The 19,939-nt window shown below is 55.7% G+C and carries 17 protein-coding genes; 10 read left to right on the plus strand and 7 right to left on the minus strand.

The window, feature by feature from the left end; genetic code table 11:
* Positions 1-130: 130 nt before the first annotated feature.
* The gene (locus tag LAO76_24125; GenBank protein MBZ5494021.1) at positions 131-598 is read left to right on the plus strand and encodes a hypothetical protein; all 468 of its coding nucleotides are present in this window, start codon (positions 131-133) and stop codon (positions 596-598) included.
* A 286-nt stretch (positions 599-884) separates the two neighbouring features.
* On the opposite strand, the gene LAO76_24130 is transcribed toward LAO76_24125, so the two are convergent.
* Positions 885-1,397, minus strand: coding sequence for a hypothetical protein (locus tag LAO76_24130; GenBank protein ID MBZ5494022.1), 513 nt, complete (start codon positions 1,395-1,397; stop codon positions 885-887).
* A gap of 223 nt (positions 1,398-1,620) precedes the next feature.
* Positions 1,621-2,025, minus strand: coding sequence for a hypothetical protein (locus LAO76_24135; protein ID MBZ5494023.1), 405 nt, complete (start codon positions 2,023-2,025; stop codon positions 1,621-1,623).
* A gap of 400 nt (positions 2,026-2,425) precedes the next feature.
* Here LAO76_24135 and LAO76_24140 point away from each other — a divergent pair, with 400 nt between their 5' ends.
* From LAO76_24140 to typA, 6 genes are all read left to right on the plus strand, one after another.
* Positions 2,426-4,219: a proline--tRNA ligase gene (locus tag LAO76_24140; GenBank protein MBZ5494024.1), complete on the plus strand. Its 1,794-nt coding sequence runs from the start codon at positions 2,426-2,428 to the stop codon at positions 4,217-4,219.
* Positions 4,220-4,240: 21 nt separating this feature from the next.
* Positions 4,241-4,582 carry a DUF4845 domain-containing protein gene (locus tag LAO76_24145; GenBank protein ID MBZ5494025.1) on the plus strand — a complete coding sequence of 114 codons (342 nt, stop codon included), beginning with the start codon at positions 4,241-4,243 and terminating at the stop codon, positions 4,580-4,582.
* 105 nt (positions 4,583-4,687) lie between these two features.
* Complete coding sequence (locus tag LAO76_24150; GenBank protein ID MBZ5494026.1) at positions 4,688-7,315, plus strand: PBP1A family penicillin-binding protein; 2,628 nt, start codon at positions 4,688-4,690, stop codon at positions 7,313-7,315.
* 10 nt (positions 7,316-7,325) lie between these two features.
* Positions 7,326-8,189: a tetratricopeptide repeat protein gene (locus LAO76_24155; GenBank protein MBZ5494027.1), complete on the plus strand. Its 864-nt coding sequence runs from the start codon at positions 7,326-7,328 to the stop codon at positions 8,187-8,189.
* Positions 8,190-8,755: 566 nt separating this feature from the next.
* Positions 8,756-10,999 carry a PEGA domain-containing protein gene (locus LAO76_24160; protein MBZ5494028.1) on the plus strand — a complete coding sequence of 748 codons (2,244 nt, stop codon included), beginning with the start codon at positions 8,756-8,758 and terminating at the stop codon, positions 10,997-10,999.
* 159 nt (positions 11,000-11,158) lie between these two features.
* Positions 11,159-12,988, plus strand: coding sequence for a translational GTPase TypA (typA, locus tag LAO76_24165; protein ID MBZ5494029.1), 1,830 nt, complete (start codon positions 11,159-11,161; stop codon positions 12,986-12,988).
* A gap of 154 nt (positions 12,989-13,142) precedes the next feature.
* Here the strand turns inward: typA and LAO76_24170 are convergent, their stop codons facing one another.
* From LAO76_24170 to LAO76_24190, 5 genes are all read right to left on the minus strand, one after another.
* Complete coding sequence (locus tag LAO76_24170; protein ID MBZ5494030.1) at positions 13,143-14,387, minus strand: MFS transporter; 1,245 nt, start codon at positions 14,385-14,387, stop codon at positions 13,143-13,145.
* Positions 14,388-14,506: 119 nt separating this feature from the next.
* Positions 14,507-15,493, minus strand: coding sequence for a bifunctional riboflavin kinase/FAD synthetase (locus tag LAO76_24175; protein ID MBZ5494031.1), 987 nt, complete (start codon positions 15,491-15,493; stop codon positions 14,507-14,509).
* The gene (locus LAO76_24180) at positions 15,490-16,263 is read right to left on the minus strand and encodes an MBL fold metallo-hydrolase (protein MBZ5494032.1); all 774 of its coding nucleotides are present in this window, start codon (positions 16,261-16,263) and stop codon (positions 15,490-15,492) included. Before LAO76_24180 ends, LAO76_24175 begins: the two co-directional genes overlap by 4 nt.
* Positions 16,260-16,922 carry a DUF1844 domain-containing protein gene (locus LAO76_24185; GenBank protein ID MBZ5494033.1) on the minus strand — a complete coding sequence of 221 codons (663 nt, stop codon included), beginning with the start codon at positions 16,920-16,922 and terminating at the stop codon, positions 16,260-16,262. Before LAO76_24185 ends, LAO76_24180 begins: the two co-directional genes overlap by 4 nt.
* Before the next feature lie 30 nt (positions 16,923-16,952).
* Positions 16,953-18,005 carry a folate-binding protein gene (locus tag LAO76_24190; GenBank protein ID MBZ5494034.1) on the minus strand — a complete coding sequence of 351 codons (1,053 nt, stop codon included), beginning with the start codon at positions 18,003-18,005 and terminating at the stop codon, positions 16,953-16,955.
* Between the two features lie 103 nt (positions 18,006-18,108).
* On the opposite strand from LAO76_24190, the gene LAO76_24195 reads away from it, so the two are divergent.
* The 3 genes from LAO76_24195 to atpB are packed head-to-tail and all read left to right on the plus strand — an operon-like array spanning position 18,109 to position 19,636.
* The gene (locus LAO76_24195; GenBank protein ID MBZ5494035.1) at positions 18,109-18,351 is read left to right on the plus strand and encodes an AtpZ/AtpI family protein; all 243 of its coding nucleotides are present in this window, start codon (positions 18,109-18,111) and stop codon (positions 18,349-18,351) included.
* Positions 18,348-18,857, plus strand: a complete 510-nt coding sequence (locus LAO76_24200) for an ATP synthase subunit I (protein MBZ5494036.1) — start codon at positions 18,348-18,350, stop codon at positions 18,855-18,857. The genes LAO76_24195 and LAO76_24200 overlap by 4 nt, the downstream gene beginning before the upstream one ends.
* A gap of 47 nt (positions 18,858-18,904) precedes the next feature.
* The gene (gene atpB / locus LAO76_24205; protein MBZ5494037.1) at positions 18,905-19,636 is read left to right on the plus strand and encodes a F0F1 ATP synthase subunit A; all 732 of its coding nucleotides are present in this window, start codon (positions 18,905-18,907) and stop codon (positions 19,634-19,636) included.
* Positions 19,637-19,939 lie beyond the last annotated feature (303 nt).

A 19,939-nucleotide genomic window follows, 5' to 3' on the forward strand; every position in this document is an offset into this window, starting at 1 on the left:
AATGTAAGCCCAGTGCGCGATGCCCCGGCGGATGAGCAAAGAGTTGAGTGATTCGGATGGGCCGAACTCGAAGGCTTTCCCAGCTATCCGCGGCCATTGGTAGAATTATTTTGTCCTTTCTTTCCGTCTTATGAAAAAGACTCAGTCGACTCGTCCCATCTGGTCGCGGGCGAAGATTGTCCTGGTTTCGGCCGGGGCGGCCGTTGCTGTGCTGGCCGCGTCATTGCTCACGCAGTGGCTCATCTATGATGACTGGCTTCATCGCACCGGGCCATTGCGCATTGTGGGCACATGCATTGCCACGGTAGTGACATTCATTTTTGCGCTGCGCTGGCAACTGGCGATCCGCGAACGGCAGCTTGAGATGGTACGCCGCATGGAAATGATTCTGCAGATGAATGATCGCATCCGCAATGCGCTGCAGGCGATTGAATGCCTTACCTACGTGGCGCAGCCGGAAGCCACAGCTTCCGTCCGCCAGTCGGTGGACGTGATTGACAGCGTGCTGCGCGAGGTGCTGGCCGACTCAGGACAGCCGCATGAAGCGACACGCCCCAAAGATGACGCATGGCAAAGCAAGCGATCAAAATCGGCTTAGCCGGCAGGAACCTCTCGCCGCATACTTGCGCAGATCAAAACCTTTAACCACTAACCACAAAGGACACGAAGGAGCACAAAGGAAGGGCTAAGGATCAAGATCCCATCCTAATTTCTGGCTTTCTCCGCGCGTCCCTGCGCGGTGAGCTTTTTTCTTTTTAATTCGGCGATTTTGGCAATCTTGGCAATTCTTTTCGATCAGCGCTCGTCTGCGTAAATCTGCGGCGAGTTGATTTGGCTTTTCCTCTGTGTTGCTTCGTGTCCTTTGTGGTTAAAGAGGTTGCAAATTACTGCTGATTGCCAACCGCTGAACGGCTTAGGTCTTCGCGGGAGGCAGCGGATGCCTTGAGTTCTCCCAGGGCTCGTTGTCCCTTGAACCATTGGAAGATGAAGAAGCCATGAATGCCAAAAGACCAAAGTGAAAACATGGCGATGAGGGGCATCATATCTGCCGCGTAAAGAATCACACCAACCCAAAAGGCCCAACGCTGGCCCTTGCGCCCCGCCACACCCAGGCCCACAAGAGCAAGCACCCATGCGGCGGCCGCAGCACGCAACACAAGAGGATTCGTCCGGACCAACTCGCCTCCATAAAACGTTAGCAGGTCAATGAATCCGATGTTGACGAAGGCGAACAGCCTGATCGGGAGCAGGCCCGTGCCCAGGCCGGCGAGGCCGGCGGCGACGAAGAAATACATCGCGTAGCTCTGGACGTCACTGCGGAGATCAGCAAGGCGATGTTCTTCTGCGGCTTTATAGTCTTGATCGGAACGGCCTGCGCCCACGTTGAGGGTTTGCATAGGGCGAATATCATGCACCAGGAGTGGGTTTGATTCAACAGGAAATCAGGAAAGCCAAAACCTTTGGAAACCCAGAGGAACGGAGGGGGAAGATCGCCGTGATCCCACCCCATCGAGCTAAAACCGGGCTCGCTGGACCCGGTGATCGCCGTGATCGGAAGAGCAATTTCTTACCGACGAGGCGCATTGCCGCCATGAGAGGCGGCCAAATCCGCATGGATCCTTACTTTGTGTGCAAGCTTTCTGCCTGATGCTCTTTGAGGCTTTGCTTTAAGAGGTCATGGAGTGTATCCACAGAATGGAAGAGCGACGTCATGCCGCTGGTCTTGAACGTGACCGCTCGCCGTTCGACGTCCGCGCAAATGTTTTTTGCCAACTGGTCAAATCGACGCAAACGTTCCCCGGCTAAAAAGCCAACCATGGTGTCCGAGGCTTTCTCTCCCTGGCGCGCATAGATCAGTTCGCTGACATTCCAGGCAGCCAGGCGGACGTTGTCCACGGCATAGCGAAATTCCTGCACCGTTGCAGGGTCCGGAGCGGGCTCTAACTGGAACCGTTGTGCCAGTCGTTTTAGCTCGGACGTCAAGCGTCTGGTATCGGCTTCCAAAGTCGACGGAACAGTGGTCATGAGCACACCTCGTTGCCACACATTGTAGCTTGGAGTTGGCTGTATTCGTCCGGGACGGAAAGTGACGCAAGTAACGCGAACGAAGGAATTGCGCAGATCAAGAACCCTTAACCACAAAGGAACACAGAGGAAGATCGGGTGATCTGGTGATCGCGCGTGATCGGGTGATCGGAAAAGGCTACAACTACCACGGAGGCAGAGACGCGGATCGAGGAAATTGAAGAACAGCTTTAACTACAGAGGACACGAAGGAACACAGAGGTAAAGCCAACTTATCCTTGGGCTCTACTCAGCGCCTTCGCGTCTCCGTGGTGAACGGTCGGCCTTGTTACAATAATCGTTTACCCCCGATCACGGCTTTTGCTAATTACCAAATACTAAGTACTGAGGACTGCATTTCATGCATCGTTGGTCACAGCTTTTTATTCCCACGCTACGCGAGGCCCCGGCGGACGCCGAGGTTGCCAGCCACAAGTTTCTGGTCCGCTCCGGGTACATACGGCAACTGGGGGCCGGCATTTACTCCTACCTGTTCATGGGGCAGCGGTCGATATTGAAGATCATCGATGTAATCCGCGAGGAGATGAACCGGATTGGCCAGGAGTTTTTGCTGCCAGCGATCCATCCGCGCGAATTGTGGGAGCAGAGCGGACGCTGGCAGGTGATGGGCGAAAACATGTTTCGCCTGAAAGATCGCAAAGGCGCGGACCTGTGCCTGGGCATGACGCATGAAGAGGTGATGACGGACATTGCGCGCAAAGAGCTGCGCAGTTACAAGCAGCTTCCGCAGATCTGGTACCAGATACAGAACAAGTTCAGAGACGAGCCCAGGCCGAAGTCGGGGCTGATACGCGTGCGGCAGTTCACGATGAAGGACGCGTACTCATTTGATATCGACGAGGCCGGGCTGGACGTGAGTTACAAGAAGCATTATGAAACTTATCGCAGGATATTTGATCGTTGCGGGTTGAAATATGCGGTGGTGGAGGCGCATTCCGGCGCGATGGGTGGATCCGCGTCCCATGAATTCATGTGCATGACCGATGCGGGCGAAGACATTGTTGTGAGCTGCGAGAAATGCGGCTACGCGGCGAACCTGGAGAAAGCCACTTCACAACTTGCTCCGGCACAGGACCTGCCGGGCGAAGGCGCGCCGGAAGAAGTTCACACGCCGGGCATGAAGACGATTGATGAGGTGGCAAAGTTCCTGGGCGTTTCTCCGACGCAGAAGATTAAGACGCTGGCGCTGATGCAGGTTGAGCCGGACAAGAAGAATCCGGGGCAGGTGAAGACGAGGCCGGTGATTGTGCTGCTGCGCGGCGATCACACTCTGAACGAAGCCAAGCTGACATCTGCGCTGGATGGCAAAGAGTTTCGTCCGATGCATGAAGAAGAGATTCAGCGGGTATTCATGTCGCCTGCGGGATACCTGGGGCCAGTGAAGGTCCCGGCGCTGGCTGCGGGCGCGCAACAGCTTGGAAGCGTGACGCAGGCAATCATCCTGGATGCGCTGCCGCTGATGCTGGCAGATACGGCGTTGCGTGGCCGTAAGAACCTGGTGGCCGGCGCGAATAAGGAAAATTATCACTTGAAGAATGTCACGCCGCTGCGGGATTTCCATCCCACGGAGTGGGTTGACCTGCGCAATGTTGCGGCGGGTGAAGGTTGTCCAACTTGCGGAGCGGTGCTGGTGGTCGGCAGGGCAATGGAGATTGGGCATATCTTCAAGCTGGGATACAAGTATTCGAAATCGATGGGCGCGACCGTGCTGGATAAAGATGGAAAAGAAGTGATGCCGATTATGGGCTGTTATGGCATTGGCGTGGAGCGAATTTTGACTGCCGCGATCGAACAGAACAATGATACGGACGGCTTCTGGCTGCCGCCGCAGATTGCGCCGTTTGATGTGGTCATCACGCCGACGAACGTGAAGGACGCTGCGATTATGGGGGCTGCGGAGGGCATCGCGCAAAAGCTGGAAGGCGCGGGATTTAGCGTTCTGCTGGATGATCGTGATGAGCGCGCTGGAGTGAAATTCAAGGACGCCGATCTAGTGGGAATACCTTACCGAATCAATGTTGGTAAGAAGGTTACGGAAGGGATGGTCGAAGTGGTTTCTCGCTCGACACGGAAATCCGAGGATGCTAACATCCCCGGCATTGAAGCAACTTTCGCGCAAATGGTGCGGCTTTGAAGGAGATTGAACCGCTGTTTTATGGCAAAGCTTAAAGGATTTATCGCACTTGGAGTGGTGGTGGCGGCGTTCTACGTCGCATGGAACGTGATTCCGCCTTACTTCAACAATTACCAGTTCCAGGACGCACTGGATGACATTGCGCGAAAAAACACTTACACAACCATAAGCGATGACGATCTCAAGAAGATCGTCGTGACCAAAGCTGATACTGAGGACATCAAACTCAAGGAAGACCAGGTGACCGTCACTCGCAAAGTGGACGGCCTTGGGATCTCAGTAAAATATAAGGTCCACGTGGACATGGTTGTACATCCAGTCGATCTGGAATTTACAGCCAATTCACTGAATAAACGGATTTAAAAACGGATATAATAGAGAAGGACAGAACTTCTCAGCACCAGCAGGTAACTCTGGCCCGCCATGCGTCTGAGAGAATAATTAAGGCGCTCTCCGCCTACTTGGAACATGGCCATAAAAATAAAAATTCCTCGTGCTAAAGGCTTGCGTGGCAGCCTGAGAAACCCGTTTTTCCGGGCCGGGCTTGCTGCTTTCCTTATCCTTTCCCTCGTGCTGTTCGGCGTCTTCTCGTACTACTACATCAAGTACCAGAAGATTGTTGAAAAGCGTATGGGCGGTCCAACAATTTTTGCCAACACCGCCAAAATCTACGCGCAGCCGCGCGATGTCCGCATCGGACAGAAGGCTGACCCGCGGGAGATCTCCAACTACCTGCGCCACGCCGGATACACAGAAGTCGGCGAGCAGGGCAAGTCAAAATTTGGCGTCTATAAAGTGATGAAAGACTCTATAGAGGTCAAGCCGGGCGAAGAATCGTATTACAACGCTGAAGGCGCTGTGATCCGCGTAAAAGATGGGCGCGTGGATAAAATCGCCTCGCTGGGAAATGACGGCGATCTCACCGCCTATGAGCTTGAGCCGCAGCTTGTCACCGGCTTGTTCGATGGCCAGGCACGGTCCAAGCGACGTCTCGTCAAGTACGACGATATTCCCAAAGTCATGGTGGACGCCGTCACGTCGATTGAAGACCGGCGCTTTTTCCATCACAGCGGCGTGAATTATTGGCGGCTCCTGCAAGCCGGCTGGGTTGACTTGCGCGAGGGCGGCAATCGCCAGGGAGGTTCCACGCTCACGATGCAGGTCGCTCGCGGCTTCTTTCTCTCGCCGGAAAAGAAGTTCACCCGCAAGATGACGGAGATCCTGATCTCCATCGAACTTGAACAGCGTTTTTCCAAGAAACAGATTTTTGAGCTTTACGCCAACCAGGTTGATATGGGCCAGCGCGGCTCATTCACCATTACAGGTTTCGGTGAGGCGGCGCAGGCGTATTTTGGCAAAGACCTCAAAGACATCAGCCTGCCGGAAGCCGCATTGCTTGCCGGTCTGGTGCAGCGGCCAAGCTATCTGTCTCCTTATCGGCATCCAGAGCGCGCGCAGGAGCGCAGAAACCTTGTGCTGGAAGCCATGGTTGAAACCGGCGACATCACGCGCGCCCAGGCCGACGCAGCCAAGGCCACTCCACTCAAGCTGGCGCCACAAAATGTTGAAGCCAGTGACGCGCCGTATTTTGTTGATCTAATCAAGGACCAACTAGTCAACAAATATAGTGAAGAAGATCTCAATGCGGACGGCTATCGCATCTACACCACGCTTGATCCTACGTTGCAGCAGGCGGCGGCCCAGGCAGTGGATCTTGGACTGAAAGAAGTTGATGCGCAGATCAAGAAGCAGCGCACCAAAAGGGTAAAAGTCGGCAAGAACAAGTTTGAGACCAAGGTTGTCCCGGGGCCTATCCCGCAGGTTGCGCTGGTGGCACTCGATCCTCACACGGGTGAAGTCCTGGCGCTGGTGGGCGGACGCAACTACGGTTTCAGCCAGTTGAATCATGCCGTGGCCAAGCGGCCTACCGGTTCGATTTTTAAGCCTTTCGTGTATGCGGCAGCCATTAACAACGCCGTTACTAATGATCAGCCCATTTTCACTCCAGCCAGCATGGTGGACGACTCGCCCACGGCCTTCATCAATGGCGATGACGTTTACACTCCCCGGAATTACAAAGAGGAATATTACGGACAGGTGACCGCGCAGTTTGCTCTGGCGCACTCACTCAACAACGCGACGGTGAAAGTGGCCGAGATGGTGGGCTATGACAAAGTAGCAAATCTGGCCAAGCTGGCCGGGATTACGTCCGTCCGCGCCACGCCCGCTATGGCCCTGGGATCTTACGACGCTACGCCCATGGACATGGCTTCCGCTTACACCATCTTCTCCAATGACGGCCAGCGCATTACGCCCATCATGGTCCGTTCCGTGCGAGATGCCAATGGCGACGTGATCGACAACTTTCAGCCGCAGAAAACGCAGGTGCTCGATCCGCGAGTCGCTTTTGTTATCACTGACATGATGCAGGGCGTCATCAACAACGGCACCGCGGCGGGTCCCGGAGGAGTCCGGGCGCGCAAATTTATGGCTCCGGCGGCCGGAAAAACCGGCACTTCGCACGACGGCTGGTTTGCCGGCTTTACCTCAAACCTGCTCTGCATCGTCTGGGTGGGTTACGATGATTACAGTGATATTCACCTGAGCGGCGCGGCCATCGCCCTGCCCATCTGGACCGAGTTTATGAAGCGCGCGGTGGATCTGCCGAACTATTCAGATACAAAACCGTTCGCTCCGCCCCAGGGCGTTGTTGAACTGACCCTAGATAAGGCTACTAACCAGATAGCCACTCCGTCATGCCCAGATGACTACAACACGGCCTTTATCGATGGCACACAGCCTACCCAGACCTGTGAGCAGACGGCCCACGGCAACGTTTTCCAAAGAATTTTTGGCATTGAGCCCAAGCCAACTCCCACCCCTCCGGCGTCTAATGTAGGTAGCGGCAGCTCCGCCCCGGCGCAGGGGCAGCCCGCCGCCGTAAACCAGAATTCGTCCCAGGGCCAGGACCAGGACAAGAAGAAAAAAGGCTTCTGGGGCAAGATTTTTGGTGGTGGCAAAGACGACAATAAGGACGATAATAAGCAAATCAAGCCTGCGGCCACCCCCAGTCCGGGCAAGGACAGGCCGCAATAAGGAGGCCCCCATGGGTCGCTTCTGCAGCTTGCTGACTAGCGTCAAATTATTAACGATCTTCAAATTAACGATCCTCAAATTAGCGATCTTCGGTATCGCGATCATCGGCCTATTGGTCTTGCCAGTGCCCTCACGGGCACAGGAAGCTCCCAGCACAGACACGCCTTCGCAGGTCCGCGTTCCGCCTCCGCCGGAAAACGCCGATCCGGTTGATCTGGAACAGCAGGGTGATCAGTATCGCGCGCAAAAAGCCTATCTTGATTCCATTGACTACTATCGGGCGGCCATGAAGACAGCGGACAGCGCCATCCTGCACAACAAGGTCGGCATGTGCCTGCTGCAGTTGCGTCGTGATTCCGAAGCCAAAAAGGAATTTCAGCACGCCATCAAAGAAAATAAAGAATACGCTGAGGCTTATAACAATCTTGGCGCGCTCTATTACAACCTGCGGAAATACGGGTCGGCCATCAAGGAATACAAAAAAGCCATCAAGCTCAATGATGACAGCGCCAGCTTCCACAGCAACCTGGGCGGCGCTTACTTCTCGCAAAAGGACTTTGACCGCGCCTCCCGCGAATACCAGCGAGCCATTCAAATCGATCCGGAAATTTTCCAGCGGCAGTCGTCCGCGTCCGCCATTTCCATCCGCCTGGTGGGGTCCAACGATCTTGGCCACTTCCATTATGTAATGGCACAGATGTACGGCCAGCACGGCGACCTGGACCATTGCCGTTTTTACCTGAGCAAGGCCAATGAGGAAGGCTACCCGATCAAAGGCGCTTTGCGCGACAATGAATTTGCCGGCCTGCGCAAGAAGCCCGAATTTGTAGCTTTTGTGCGCTCACTCAAGCCGCCGCCTTCAGGCAATAACTGATCGACCATAGGTTCATTGGGCAGCGAGCCCGGCTTGCGCGGCGAGCTGCCTGCATCAGGGGCATAGATACCTCTGCTCGAAAGCGTTGCTCAGGAGCGGTTTGGAGCGAAGCGACAATACCCTTAGATAAGGTTCATGGGCGGCGATCCCGGCTTGCGCGGCGAGCTGCCGGCATCAGGGGCAGAGATGCTTCTGCTCGAAGCGTTGCCCTGGAGCGGTTTGGAGCGAAGCGACAAGAATAAAGACAACCTTTTCCGAGAAGCTGCTTCTAATGTAAGTAGCTGCCGTACCTGGCAGCTAAAGTACAAAGATTGATCCACCGGTTCGACGCGCAAGCGTCTTGGCAGGGAAACCGGTGGGTCATTTCTTTTTGTCGCTTCGCTCCACACCGCCTACGAGCCAGGTTCTAATCCCCGGTCCAATCATGTGCAACGGCGTTCCACCCTGGCACCCCACAATTACCTTGGTAATAGGTGGGCACTGTTCTTGTGGGCACTGCCGGTGGGCCTTTGGGGTAAGATTCGGCTGTCCTCTCCCAAAGAGCTACTTGCACAGGAACCCCAACGATGCAAGAACACCCGGAAACCGCCACAGGAACCGCCACGGCCACAGGCACAGCCACGGATTCACCCATAGGCAACGCTACGTCCGCAGCCACAAGCGATAGCGCCGCCCCAAGCAATGGCGCCGCCCCAGGCAATGGCACAGGCTCAGGCAACGGCTCGGCTGCCGCTCCTCGCAAGGCCAGCCTTGAACTGGTCAAGGAACTGCCACGGGGAAGCGTAGGCGTGGTGCATCAGGCCAGAAATCCGCAGCAGAACCGGTTCGTCGCGCTACGTAAGTTTGAGGTGCCGGAGTGGCTGGACGACGTTAACGCCCTGATCCAGAAAATACTGGCGGAGGCGAAGGCCGCGAGCGCGCTGGACCATCCCAACATCGCTAAGCTGTACACATGCGGTTACAAAGACACCACGGTTTTTATGACGGCTGAGTTCGTTGAGGGACAGAACCTCAAGGAATATATGGCCAAGCGCCAGCCAGAGATGAGCGAAGTCCTGCAGCTGGCTAAACAGCTTTTGGCGGCGCTGGATTACGCGCACAGCAAAGGCGTTTGCCACAATTTTCTGAACCCGTACAACATTAAGGTTTTGCCGGATGGCACGCTCAAGCTGCTTGACTTTGGCTTGCTGCGCGATAAAAACCTGCTGACGCAGACTCCAACGAAGAAGCTGGAGAACGAGCCTTATCTTTGTCCGGAGCAGGTAAAGAACAAGCCGGCGGATCGCGCAGGAAATATTTTTAACGCGGCCACGCTGATCTATCAGCTTTATACGGCGCGCAGCCCGTTCCACGGACCGCACCTGGGTGAAGTGGACCGCAGCATTACAGACGTGGATCCGCACCCGATGCAGATGGCGCATCCGCGCGTGCCGGAAGAGATTTCAAGAGTGGTATTGAAGGCGCTGGCGAAGAATCCGGCTGCAAGATATGCCAGCGGCAAGCAATTCTTTGACGCGCTGGAAGAAGCCGCCAAAGCCGCGCCGGTTTCCCGCGCTAACAGCACAGGATCGATGCCTGCGTATAAAGATGGCCCTGGGCCGAATGCAAGCCAGGCGATAAAAGCTATGCCGGGCCCCAACGCGAGCCAGAGCTTTAAGGCAATACCAGGACCGAACGCCAGCCAGAGTTTTAGAGCCATGCCTTCGGGTTCGGCGAGCCAGGTTGTTAAACAGCCGACGCCGGGAACGGTGGGCACAACGTACGTTGGTCCGGGGGAAAGAACATCAACACGCGGCCCGGTGAGCACGGCGAACCACTGGAAGGTAGTTGCAGCGGTGGTCGGCGGACTTTGCCTGATTGTAGTTTTAGCGTTACTGTTCCAGCGGCATCCGGCGGAAGAAGAAGATGCGGCTGCGCCGTCGGCGGCAAACACGCCTGCGCCATTTAGCGGCAAAGCGGGCCAGGCAATTGACAAAGTAAAAGCAGCGCAGGATGAACAGGGAAGACCGCGCACTGCGTCGGCGGCTCCAGCGCCCGCGCGCGCAGGCAAAGCGCGATATGCGCCGGCTGCTCCCGTGGCTCCGCCCACCGCGAGTGAAGGACAGTTGATCGTCTCATCCATGCCTATGGGCGCAACCGTGGAAATTGAAGGCCGTTCAGGACAGCAATGGAAAGCTCCGCAGACAATTCCCAGCCTCGCCGCTGGCACGTATAAAGTTTCGTTCAACATGCCGGGATACGCTACCGAGACACGCACGGTTCAGGTAACGGGCGGCGCGCGCACACCGCTCGACGTCCGCATGGTCGCCGTAAAAGGTTTTGTGACGGTGGCGAGCAAGCCGGCTGGAGCGGAGATCTGGATCAACGGAAAAGATACCGGCAAAGTTACCCCGATAGAATTTCTTGTCGAGCCCGGAGCGCAAAATATTGTGGTCCGCAAACAGGGCTATCTTGAGGCGTCAACGGACGTCAAGCTTGTAGCGGGGCAGTCTGTGAATTACGCGCCCAGCCTGATGGCGGCGGGCCGCACGGATAACATCCAGCTGGTTGGCAGCAGCGGAGTTGGAAAGCTTTTAGGCAACAAGGGAAACGGATCGGGTATGGCGCGGATTGAGATCAAAACTGAGCCCAAGGGCGCGCAAGTAACGATCAACGGAACGCCACTGCAAAAAACTACGCCGCTTGAGGTCCAGTTGGAAGCCGGGAACTATGACATCACGATCCAGAAAGACGGCTTCAAACCGATTCATGAAAGCGCCATCGTCGGAATGGACGACCGCATCAAGATCGATCGGCCTCTTACACACTAAGATTTGTTTGCGCTAAAAGACGGATGCGGACGGCCCAATTTCTAATCCACGGCGCCGTCCGTTTTTTCTTGCTGGGTGCCGCCAGCCGTCCGCATGAACGCACAATTCCAGATAGAATAGAAGTACCCCATTCTTTAAGAGAGCAGAGTTAAAGCTGATTTGAACTCCCGGATTCGCAATATCGCAATTATCGCGCACGTTGACCACGGAAAAACCACGCTGGTGGACGCCATGCTGCGTCAAAGCGGCGCTTTTCGCGCCAATGAAGCCGTGGTCGATCGCGTGATGGACTCCAACGATCTGGAGCGCGAGCGCGGCATCACCATTCTGGCCAAGAACACGGCCATCATTTATCACGACGTTAAAATCAATATCGTCGATACGCCTGGCCACAGCGACTTTGGCGGAGAAGTGGAACGCGCCCTGAAGATGGTAGATGGCGTAATGCTGCTCGTCGACGCCAGTGAAGGCCCTCTTCCGCAGACGCGCTACGTGCTCAGCAAAGCCCTGGAAGCCGGCTTGCCGCCCGTGGTGGTGATCAACAAGATTGACCGTCCTGATGCGCGCGCTCAGGAAGTGCTCAACGAACTGTACGATCTGTTCATTGATTTAGACGCGCGCGAAGACCAACTCGATTTTCCCGTGCTCTATACCAACGCAAAAGCCGGAACGGCCTCCACCAGCATTGATGTTCCTGGTGAAAATCTGCGGCCCTTGTTTGACGCCATTCTTGCCAACACGCCCGCGCCTGCCGGTGACGCTGCCAGCCCCTTACAGATCCTTGTGGCGAACCTTGATTACAGTGACTATCTTGGCCGCCTGGCGATTGCCCGCGTCTTCAACGGTACGCTGCGCAATGGCCAGGAAGCCGGCATTGCCAAACTCGATGGCTCGCTGCAAAAGTGGAAGATCACCAAGCTGTTTTCTTTCAGCGGCCTCAAGCGCGTCGATATCGAGCAAACCGAGTTGGGCGACATTGTCGCCATCGCCGGCGTCGAGGGTATCGGAATCGGTGAAACCATTACTGAAGTTGAAAATCCCGCACCGCTGCCGCACATCGTTATCGACGAGCCAACCATCGCCATGCAGTTTTCCGTGAACACATCGCCCTTTTCCGGACGCGAAGGCACGTACGTCACGTCGCGCAACCTGCGTGATCGCCTGCAAAAAGAGCTGCTCACCAACGTTTCTCTGCGCGTGGAAGATAGCGGCGCCACCGACTCATTCAAAGTTCTGGGCCGTGGCGAACTCCAGCTTTCCATCCTGATTGAAACCATGCGTCGAGAAGGCTATGAGCTTGCGGTGGGCAAGCCGGAAATCGTAACCAAGCGCATTGATGGCAAGCTGATGGAGCCAAAAGAAAAGTTGATGGTCGATATCCCTGAAGCTTTCATCGGTGTGGTGATTGAAAAGCTTGGCGCGCGCAAAGGCCAGATGCTCAAGATGCACAATCACGGCTCAGGTCGCGTGCGACTGGAGTTCACCATCCCCAGCCGCGGCATGATCGGCCTGCGCTCAGAGCTGCTTACCGATACGCGCGGCACCGTGATCCTGAATTCTCTCTTCGATGGCTACACCGAATGGCTGGGAGAAATCCCGCATCGCATGACCGGCGCGCTGGTTTCCGACCGCAACGGCCCCTCGACGGCTTACGCGCTCTGGAGCCTGCAGGAACGCGGCGTATTGTTCGTCGGCGCGGGCGTTGAGCTGTATGAAGGCATGATCGTGGGAGAAAACGCTCGCGAAGTCGACCTCGACGTAAATGCCGTCCGCGAAAAAAAGCTGACTAACATGCGCGCTTCCACCGCCGACGAAGCCATCCGTCTGGTGCCGTTCAAGAACCTCACGCTGGAGCAGGCAATTGAGTTTGTGGCGGACGATGAACTTGTAGAAGTTACGCCAAAATCTTTGCGGCTGCGGAAGAAAATTTTGCAGGCCAACCGGCGGCCCAAGAAAAATGCGGCACAACCGGCGGATGTGTTGTCTTAGTCCCGAGCGAAGCGAGGGAACCCTATCGTCGCGACGAATTTAAGGATAAAAACAACCGGGGAGATTTGGATGGGGCGATTACGGTCCAAGTCATATATGTCGCCCTTCTGAATTTTTCTGTCAATAGCGTTCCCTCGCTCGGGATATCAGAAAGCTATTCCAGCTGCTTCCCCCTCGTTTCCGGCAACTGTGTAGCCATGATTGCAGTCAGAACAAACGCGATCGCGCATAACAAAAACGCCGCGCTCAAACCTTTCTTGTCACCCACCCAGCCGATGGTATAAGGCGCTACGCAGCTAAGAGCCCGAGCGCCGTTGTATGTAAATCCCAGCGCGCGGGCGCGAATTCGAGTAGGGAAGAGCTCGCTGCCAATGATTCCCGACCCCGCAAAAAATCCTGTGCCAAAAAATCCAACCAGCGCGCCCAGGACCAGAATGATCCACGGCGTGCGAGCTGCGGCATACAGCGGAATCAGCCCAGCCGCACAGAGCGTGTAGAGAATCAAAGACCGCTTACGGCCCAGCTTGTCTGCGAACCAGCCATAACAAAGATACCCAGGAAACATGCCGACAAGGTTCAGCGTGACCAGCAGGGTCGTGGTGTTCATCATGCTCAGGCCTCGTCCGCCTTTTTCGACGGGCAAGGTCAAGTAAGGCGGCATCCAGCTGAACAGGCCCCACCACGCAAACAGCCCAAAGATATTCAGCAGCAAAAGGAAGATCGTATTTTTTCGCAGCAACGGTGAGAAGATTTCAGAGAACGGCGCTTTGGCCATTGTCTGGTCTTTGTGCTGCTGCCACATCTCGGATTCAGGCACGTTTCGCCTGATCCACAACGTGACCAGCGCCGGCAGCACACCCACAAAGAAGACAAAGCGCCAGTTCTGATGCAGCTTGTCGAGCACCACCCACGCCACCACAGCCGCCGCAGCCAGTCCCCATGCCCATGCGCTTTGCACAATGGCGATGGCTCGCGCACGCAGATGTGTGGGCCACGTTTCCGCCACCAGCGTTGCACCGGTATTCCACTCGCCGCCCATGCCCAGCCCAAGCACAAAGCGGAAAGCAATCAGCACAACGATGGAAGTCGAGAGCCCCGATCCCAGCGAGCACAGCGAGTACGTCAGGATACTCAGCATTAGTGCTTTGGTGCGCCCGATTCTATCGGCAATAAAACCGAACAGCACTCCTCCAATTCCCGAGGCTAGCAGCATGAACGCGTTTGGCAATCCCGCGACGGCCTTGGAGTGGATGCCCAGTGCCGTCATCACGTGGATTTGCACGTTGCTGTAGAGCAGGACGTCGAATCCATCCAGCCCCCAGCCCAGCGCTGCCGCAATCAGCGTGCGTTTCTGTGCCGACGTTGCTTGTGAAATTGTGGGAAGCGTAGTGGAAGCCATGGACGTGGGGATTCTAACAGCTTTTGTCTTTATCTCGAGCGGAGCGAGAGAACCCTATCGTGAACTAGCTATGTGGCAAGGGCCATCCTGATCGCATCTTCAAGGATGAGTCTGATGATTCAAAGTCTTGGCGATGATAGGGGCCCCTCGCTGCGCTTCGGGGTAGCAACAGTATCCACCAACCCAAAATATCTCTGCGCCCTTCTTACATCTTCACCTATCTGCGCCTTCAACGCTCCAATCGATGGAAACTTGATCTCTGGCCTTCGCCATTTCAAAAATGAAATTTCTACCTCCGTCTGTGCAGTAACCTCCAGCGGATGGAAATCGAGCAAATGGGTTTCGATGGCAAAAGACTCATCGCCAAACGTTGGCCGCAGTCCCACGTTGGTGACCGAATTAAATGTTTCATTGTCCACGCGGGTGCGTGTGAAATACACGCCGTCGCAGGGTACCAGATCGTCATAGCGGCTCAGGTTGATCGTCGGGACGGTGTATTTGTGGCCATAGCCGCGACCGCGTCCCGGTGCGCCGGTGATGCTAAAAACACGTCCAAGCAGCCGCCGGGCCATGCTCACTTTGCCCTCCACCAGGAGTCTGCGTATCTGGCTGCTGGAAACCGGAATCCCGCGCACCATCATCACCGGATAGACGCGCACGTCAAAGCCAAACTGTTTGCCCAGATCTTTCAGGCTTGCGGTATTCCCCTCGGCGTTATGGCCAAAGTGAAAATTATCGCCTTCATGCACTTCCTTAGCGCGCAATTTGCCGGCAAGAATATCGCGCGCAAACTCTTCCGGCGTGGTCATGGAGAAATCGCGGGTAAAGGGAATTTCCAGCAGCGCGTCCAGTCCGGTCTGCGCCAGCAGCGCTTCTTTCTTTGCCAGCGGCGTAATCAGTCGCGGCGTCATGTCCGGACGCAGAATGCGGAATGGATGCGGCTCAAACGTCACCGCCATGGCCTTGCTGTGGTTCTGGCGGGCGCGCTCCATTACTTCTTTCAGCACGCTCAGGTGCCCGCAATGGATCCCATCAAAATTTCCTACGCTCAGGATTGTTGGTCCAAAATCTGCGGGCACTTCTTCCAGCGAGCGGAAAATTCTCATGCGATCTGGAACTCCAGCTTCAGCCCGTCATGCGCCAGGCGCACGTGTTCCGGCAGGTTCTTGTTCGTTTCGCGATGCGGCAAATCGTGGGAGATGTGAGTAAAGAAAGCGCGTTGCGGCTTAAGTTCTTCCACCAGCTTCAATGAGTTCTCCACAGTAGAGTGCGTAGGATGCGGACGATGACGCAACGCGTCGAGGAAGAGTATGTCCAGCCCGCGCAGCCGCTCTTTTGATTGCGCAGGAATTTCGCTGAAGTCTGTCAGGTATGCCGCTGAGCCAAAGCGGAAGCCATGAATTACTGCTTCTCCATGTACGATCTCCACTGGCTCAAAGCTGGCGCCAAACAGTTCCACCACTCCGTTAAACCGGTTCATCTCAACCTTTGCGATCCCGCCAAATTTGTAATCGGATTTAAAAATGTAACGGAAGATGTCTTCCAGGTTGTCTGCGGCGGAAGCATGCGCGTACAGCGGAATTTTTCCTTCACGCCGGAAGCTGAGTGGGCGAATGTCATCCAACCCCAAAATATGGTCCGCGTGAGCGTGCGTATAAAGCACCGCGTCAAGCCGCTTGATCTTTTCCCGAATTGCCTGCTCGCGGAAATCGGGCGTGGTATCAATCAGGACCGTACGGCCGTCGTATTCCACCAGCACAGACGGACGCAGTCGTCGGTCATGCGGATCGTCCGACGTGCACACGCGGCAGTCGCACCCAATGGTGGGAACGCCCATGGACGTTCCGCTGCCCAGCACGGTTAGAATCGCCTTCATTTTTTGTCGAGTGGCGGCATCGCTCCCGGCGGCATGGCGCCGGGCTTGGTGGCGGAAGTTGCAACCGCATTCGTGATTTCAATGAACGCCATGCGCAGCTCAAACAGCACATTTTGCAAGAGCGTCTTTTCGCGATCGGTAAGATTGCCCTTCGTCTTTTCCTGCAGGATCGCCAGCGAATCAATCGTCTGCCGCGCGCCGATGATGTCCACGCGGGGCGGCTCGTTGTCCTGCCGGATCGCGCCCATCTGGATCAGCGCGCTCATGTAAAACGATTCAATCACGCGCTCAAAATTCATTTCCAGCGGCCCGCTCTGCGGCGCTTTGCCGGCTGCGGCAATCATGTCGTCTATTTTTTTGCCGGATTCCTTGTACGCCTCGCTCTGCGCATGCTGCTCTTCGGCCGTGGGTGGCGGCGACATCTCCTCTTCCTGCTCGGCTCCTGGCGATGCCGGCTGTACCTGCGTCTGCGCGCTTTGGCTCGGTTGTGCAGCTTGGGGCGGTACAGTTGGTTTCGCGGGCGGAGGCGGCGCTTGGGCTACGGGGGGCTTTGCCGCTGGCTTTTCCTCTTCCGCTACTTGTGCCTCGGGCCGCGGTTCGCCTTCCGTCCCAAACCTGCGGCGATCTGTTACTACAAACTCTGCCTTTTTCTCAGCCATTCATTCCTCATTTTTCAGACTTCAAAGTTATTAGATTTCAAACGGCAAGTCCACTGCTGTGGCTTCAACGCCGTCTAATGCAATTTTTGGCCCTGCTGCAATTGCTTCGCGCCGCACATAGCCCAGCCCAATATTCTTTGGACCTGCCGCTGTGTGTACCTTGGCAATGCTCGTGATCTCCGCTAGCGCGCGCCCTTCAGACTCGTATTTCCTCAGTGCGGGCACCCGGTCGCCAAATATAAAACCCGTAAATTTCCGATGCACCTGTCCGCGCGACCGTATCCGTTCCACAATCTCCTGGCCAATGTAACAGCCTTTGGTGAAGTTCAGCGCCTGCGGCTGTTCAGTCTCCTGGGGCAAATCGCGGTCGCGAATGTCCTGACCGTAATTCGGAATGCCCTGCAGAACTCGCCATTTTTCCAGCGCTTCTGCGCCTACGGGTTTCGCGCCGGCCTTCAATAGCAGGTTCCACAGTTCCTGCGCTTTGTTGGGATCAAGCCAGAACTCAAACCAACCCGGCCTTTGTTCTGGACCACGCACCAGAGTCGCCGCTATGTCGTCTGTCCCGATGTCGCGCACTTCCAGCGGCTGCATATCGCTGGCCGCGATTCCAGCAGCAGCCAGAACCGATTCCGCTTTTGGTCCGCACACGCCAACAGAAACCGAATCCGCGCCCACTTCCACCATTTCAACCTTATCCATAATGATGAAGCGCTTCATGGCGTTGATGAGCGTTTGCACCTGGCTGGCATCCGTCTCAAGGGCAAAAGATTCGCCGCGATTGTAGATATACATATCGCCCAGGATGCGGCCCTGCGCGTTCAGCACAAAGTTGTAATTGCCGCGGTTCACTGGCAGGTCGCGCACATTGTTGGTGACCATGTTGTGCAGCCAGCGCACACGGTCTTTGCCGCTAACATTGATCCTGCCGCGCCATGCCAGCGCAAACACCCCGCAGCCTGTGCGCAATGCCGCCAGCTCTGCCGTGGGGTCGCCAAAGCTGAGCGCCGTCTCCACGCCGTTATACGTGCCAACGCGCGCTTCAGGAGTGTGCAGCCAGGGATGGAGAGCAATCTGTGCCATGGTTCAATGTTCAATGCCCAATATTTGATTATAGCCAACGCGGCAGGATGCATGCCTTGTGAGGGCCATTCTGTTTCCACAGCGCGGCTGCTAGACTTGCCTCATGCCAGATTTGCCACCGGAAAATACTGACCCAAAAGAAGGGAGCATCTGGCGACAGATTGGCCGCTACAGCAATCTGGCTTTTGTTCTGCCCGCTGCCATTGTCGCCGGTCTGGTCATCGGCCACCTGCTCGACCGCTGGCTTGGGAAGACCTGGATCACTCTGGCCGGCCTGTTTGTCGGCTGCATCGCGGGTTTTGCGGAACTGATTCGCGGGATTATCCAGTCCAGCAGGGAATCATGAATACGCCACCTGAAGACGCAGTTCCTGAAGAGGAAATAGACTCCGCTCCCATTGATAAAACGCCGCCTGATCCGGCCATGGAAGAGCGTCTTTCCGGCGCTTACCGGAGGATCCTGCGGGTTGCGATCGCGCTCAGCATAGCCGGAACGCTCGCCGCAGGGCGGCTGTTTACATGGCAGAGTAGCTTGGGTTTGGCCATTGGATCACTGCTGGCCTATGTCAATTTTGTCTGGCTGCATCGCGGCACTGAGCGGCTTGTGGAACGGATAATTGCGTCGAACAGAGCGACCGCCGTCGGAGAAACGAAGCCGCGCAAGGTTCGTTTCGCCTTCCCCTTTCCTTTGCGTTACGCTCTCCTGATCGCGGTGGCCTATGTTATATTAAAAAGTTATCCAAGGCTGCTGATTGGCTTCATTGTGGGCCTCATTCTGCCGATTCTGGCTGCAATGGGTGAAGGCATTTATGAAGCGCTGGTGATCAGCAGAATTGATCAAGCCTCTCGCTAGCTTTCAAGTTCTTATTTTTAAAATTTTCAAGGTGATGTACCGGGAAAATGCCTGAACAGCTCTGGTTTACTGAACTCTTAAATCGTTATTTCGGTGGGATTGCCGCTTCATTGCTGCACATGGTCGGCTTGCAGCCTAAATACGCTGACGCGCCTATTACCAATCCCGTGGCCATGGAAATTTTGGTCGTCCTGCTTTTGCTGGTGTTTTTCGTGGCGGTGCGGGCCAGTCTTTCCGTGGAAAAGCCCGGAGGCTTGCAGCATTTGGCGGAAGCAACCGAGGAATTCATTGCCGATCAGGCCCATGGCGTGATGGGACACGGCTATGAGCGCTATATCCCTTACGCCGTCACTATCGGCTATTTCATTCTTCTGGGAAATTTGCTGGGACTGGTTCCAGGATTTGAATCGCCCACGGCTAATCCCACCGTCCCGCTTGGATGCGCGGTTCTGACTTTTGTCTATTACCATTTCCACGGGCTGCGAGTTCAGCGCCATCATTACATCAAGCAGTTCATCGGTCCCGTTTGGGCGCTGGCGCCGCTCATGTTTGTGATTGAAGTGGTGAGCCACTTTGCCCGCATCCTGTCACTGACCGTCCGTCTTTACGCGAATATGTTTGCCGGTGACATGGTCACCTTGGCGTTCTTTTCTTTGGTCCCTGTGCTGGTTCCGGTCGTATTTCTGGGCCTGCACTTGTTCGTATCGCTCGTTCAGACATTCATCTTCGTCATGCTCACGCTCGTTTATCTGGGCATGGCTGTGAGTGAAGAGCACTAGAGTTTTGTAACAGGCCTCCAGCGTGAGGGCGTTTGTCCCCCAGGACTTGCGTCAACCACCCACTGGGGCAACTTGATAAAGGAGAAAAGAGCCTACAGCTGGAGACAGGACAGGCACGGTCGCATCCTGGATGAACCAGTTGACTTCAAAAACCATTTAATGGATGCTGAACGGTATGCCATCTACAATTACAAAAAGAAAAAAGGCGTAAGGCTCACAGTGATTTAAGGGGAAGACTATGCAAATAGTAGACAAAATGCTGGGTGCTCTTAATCTCATGCGTTTAGGCAAGCGTGAGAGGGA

The organism is Terriglobia bacterium, from assembly GCA_020072645.1.
In the GTDB taxonomy this organism is placed as follows: Bacteria; Acidobacteriota; Terriglobia; order Terriglobales; family Acidobacteriaceae; genus Angelobacter.

What these genes read in the sequence shown, in the direction of transcription:
- LAO76_24160 (MBZ5494028.1), top strand. Translation starts at nt 8,756, where the DNA reads ATGCAAGAACACCCGGAAACCGCCACAGGAACCGCCACGGCCACAGGC.
- LAO76_24145 (MBZ5494025.1), top strand. Translation starts at nt 4,241, where the DNA reads ATGGCAAAGCTTAAAGGATTTATCGCACTTGGAGTGGTGGTGGCGGCG.
- LAO76_24155 (MBZ5494027.1), top strand. Translation starts at nt 7,326, where the DNA reads ATGGGTCGCTTCTGCAGCTTGCTGACTAGCGTCAAATTATTAACGATC.
- LAO76_24130 (MBZ5494022.1), bottom strand. Translation starts at nt 1,397, where the DNA reads ATGCAAACCCTCAACGTGGGCGCAGGCCGTTCCGATCAAGACTATAAA.
- LAO76_24150 (MBZ5494026.1), top strand. Translation starts at nt 4,688, where the DNA reads ATGGCCATAAAAATAAAAATTCCTCGTGCTAAAGGCTTGCGTGGCAGC.
- LAO76_24175 (MBZ5494031.1), bottom strand. Translation starts at nt 15,493, where the DNA reads ATGAGAATTTTCCGCTCGCTGGAAGAAGTGCCCGCAGATTTTGGACCA.
- LAO76_24170 (MBZ5494030.1), bottom strand. Translation starts at nt 14,387, where the DNA reads ATGGCTTCCACTACGCTTCCCACAATTTCACAAGCAACGTCGGCACAG.
- LAO76_24195 (MBZ5494035.1), top strand. Translation starts at nt 18,109, where the DNA reads ATGCCAGATTTGCCACCGGAAAATACTGACCCAAAAGAAGGGAGCATC.
- atpB (MBZ5494037.1), top strand. Translation starts at nt 18,905, where the DNA reads ATGCCTGAACAGCTCTGGTTTACTGAACTCTTAAATCGTTATTTCGGT.
- LAO76_24185 (MBZ5494033.1), bottom strand. Translation starts at nt 16,922, where the DNA reads ATGGCTGAGAAAAAGGCAGAGTTTGTAGTAACAGATCGCCGCAGGTTT.
- LAO76_24125 (MBZ5494021.1), top strand. Translation starts at nt 131, where the DNA reads ATGAAAAAGACTCAGTCGACTCGTCCCATCTGGTCGCGGGCGAAGATT.
- LAO76_24190 (MBZ5494034.1), bottom strand. Translation starts at nt 18,005, where the DNA reads ATGGCACAGATTGCTCTCCATCCCTGGCTGCACACTCCTGAAGCGCGC.
- LAO76_24140 (MBZ5494024.1), top strand. Translation starts at nt 2,426, where the DNA reads ATGCATCGTTGGTCACAGCTTTTTATTCCCACGCTACGCGAGGCCCCG.
- LAO76_24200 (MBZ5494036.1), top strand. Translation starts at nt 18,348, where the DNA reads ATGAATACGCCACCTGAAGACGCAGTTCCTGAAGAGGAAATAGACTCC.
- LAO76_24135 (MBZ5494023.1), bottom strand. Translation starts at nt 2,025, where the DNA reads ATGACCACTGTTCCGTCGACTTTGGAAGCCGATACCAGACGCTTGACG.
- LAO76_24180 (MBZ5494032.1), bottom strand. Translation starts at nt 16,263, where the DNA reads ATGAAGGCGATTCTAACCGTGCTGGGCAGCGGAACGTCCATGGGCGTT.